Source organism: Myxococcus sp. AM010, assembly GCF_013372585.1.
GTDB classification, from domain to species: Bacteria; Myxococcota; Myxococcia; order Myxococcales; family Myxococcaceae; genus Myxococcus; species Myxococcus vastator.
In genome coordinates this window covers 1-2,488 of record NZ_JABXEO010000191.1, presented here as the reverse complement: position 1 = coordinate 2,488, position 2,488 = coordinate 1, and the positions used below count along the sequence as shown (strand labels likewise).

Annotated in this window: 1 protein-coding gene and 1 pseudogene; both read left to right on the top strand. The window is 71.1% G+C overall.

The genetic code is table 11. The features are described from left to right. Positions 1-183 (top strand): annotated as a pseudogene (locus HV826_RS36775) (hypothetical protein); the annotation flags it as partial. 11 nt (positions 184-194) lie between these two features. Next, a partial coding sequence (locus HV826_RS36200) for a serine/threonine-protein kinase (RefSeq protein WP_176421553.1) occupies positions 195-2,488 on the top strand: 2,294 nt, incomplete at its 3' end.

The following is a 2,488-nucleotide window of genomic DNA, read 5'->3' as shown; positions in this document are numbered from 1 at the left end:
GTCCAGGTGGATGCGTCCGGAGGAGGGGCGGGGCTGGGACTGCGGCGCATCCTGGAGCACAGCGATGTGGTGGCTGTCCGTGTGGCCGCTGGCCGTGAGTCACGAGTCCTGTGCGTGGTGGACCTGGGGGAGGCCCGCCGCCGCGCCGCACAACCCAAGTCGCTGCTGTTCTGTCTCCAATGAGGTCAGGGCCGGTGGATAGCCAGGTTTCCAACGCCATCATCAGCCGGCTCCGCGTGGGGACGATTACCCACGTCCGGATCTCCGGCGTCATCGACGAAACATTCCCACTGACGTCCGCCAGCCCGGAGCTGAGCGGGCTGCTGGTGGTGGACCTGGGGCAGGTGGAGCGCATCAGCTCCTTCGGCGTGCGGCGGTGGATTGAGTTCGCCGCCAAGCTGCCGCAGGGGGCCCTGGGCCTCTACGTGGTCCACGCGCCACCGGTCATCGTGGACCAGCTCAACATGGTGGAGGGCTTCGCTGGCGTCGCCCGCGTCCTCTCCGTGTTGGCGCCCTACACCTGCCGCGCCTGCAACGAGGACCGGCTGCGGCTGGTGAACCTGCTGGACGAGGCGCAGGTCATCGCCGAGGAGCGTGCGCCCGACCACGCCTGCCCCGTGTGTCAGGGGCCGCTGGAGTTCGCGGACCTGCCGGGGGAGTTCTTCGACTACGCGCGGCGGCAGCAGTTCGGCCAGGTGGACCCGGTCGTCATGCGCTACCTGCGCGCCAGCATGCCGGCGGAGCAGCCGGAGCTGACGCAGCACCTGAAGATCATCCAGGACGACATCACGTACATCACCCTGGCCAGCGCGCTGAAGGGCGACCTGAACGTGCGCCGGCTGGCGTCGGGCCTGGAGGGCCGCGTCGGCTTCGACTTCAGCCACGTCAGCGCGGTGGAGCCGGAGGCCCTGCCAAAGCTGGAGCAGGTGCTGGAGACGGCGGCGCAGGGCGCGCACGTGGCGTTGTGCCGGGTGCCGCCGCCCGCGCTGGCGGTGCTGGCGCGCTCGGCCAAGGTGTTGCCGGTGCGGCTGGCCACGCTGTGGCTGCCGTGTGACTGCCGCAACTGCGGGCAGGTGAGCCACCAGCGCCTCCAGGCCGCGGACTACCTGGCGAAGCTGCGAGCGCAGGCGGCCGGCGTGGACGTGCCGTGCCCCATCTGCGGCGGCAACGCGCGCGTCCCTCACATGCCCCAGCTCCAGGGGCTGCTGGCGCGGCTGCAGCTGACGGACCGGCCGCTGGAGGAGTTGGAGGCGCTGGAGACGCGCGCCCTCAGTCAGTACCTCTTCGGCGCCACGAACATCGACCCGGCGGCCCGCCAGGGCGCCTCCACGGACATCTCCAACTCGCTGGGCAGCACCAAGCTGAACATCATCCGGCGGCTGGGGCAGGGCGGCATGGCGGAGGTCTTCCTCGCCAAGCAGGTGGGCGTGAAGGGCTTCGAGAAGTTCCTGGTGATGAAGAAGATTCTCCCGCAGTTCGCGGAGAACCCCGAGTTCGTCGACATGCTCTTCGCGGAGGCCCGCGCCAACGCGCGGCTGACGCACCCGAACGTCGTGCAGACGTTCGACGTGGGCGTGTCCGACGGCGTCGCGTACATCCTCATGGAGTACGTGCGCGGGCCGGACCTGAAGAAGCTGGTCATCGAGCTGCGGCGCAAGGGCCTGGCGCTCCCGCTGGAGCACGCGCTGCGCATCGTCGCGGAGGTGGCCGCGGGGCTTCACTATGCCCACGCCTACGTGGACCCGGCGGGCACGCCGCACCCGGTGGTCCACCGGGACGTCAGCCCGCACAACGTCCTCATCTCGCTGGACGGCGCCATCAAGCTGAGTGACTTCGGCATCGCCAAGGTGGCGGGCGAGGAGCACACCCAGGCGGGCGTGCTGAAGGGGAAGATTTCGTACATCTCCCCGGAGGCGGCGTCCGGGCGCGCGCTGGACGCGCGCAACGACGTGTTCGCGCTGGGCGTGGTGCTCTTCGAGCTGCTCACCGGCACGCTCCCGTTCCGCAGGGACCACGACGCGGCGACGCTGCAGGCCATCGTCAGGGATCCCGCGCCCGTCCCTTCGCAGCTCAAGCCGAACATCCCCCAGGACGTCTCCGACCTCATCCTCCGCGCGCTGGTGAAGGACCCGGCGCGCCGCACGCCGTCCGCCGCCGCGCTGCGCGAGGAAATCGAAGCGGTGATGGCGCATCACCGGCTCAACTCGTCGCCCGCGGCGGTGGCCCAGTTCTTCCGGGACACGCTGGGGGACCGGCTGGTGGAGTTCGCGCCGTCCGCCATCAGCGGGACGGGGAGCCACCCGCGCCCGGTGCCCTCGGGCACGGGCAGCGGCAACGTTGGCGGTGGGGAGATGTCCGCGCCCATGGATGGACGGACGCCCAGCAGGGGCAGTGTGCCCGTGGCCGGTAGCCGTCCTGGGATGGGCGGCAGTGGCGGCCTTCCCCGCCCCGGCCCGCCGGTTCCTCCGCCCCCCCCTCGGCCCATGGG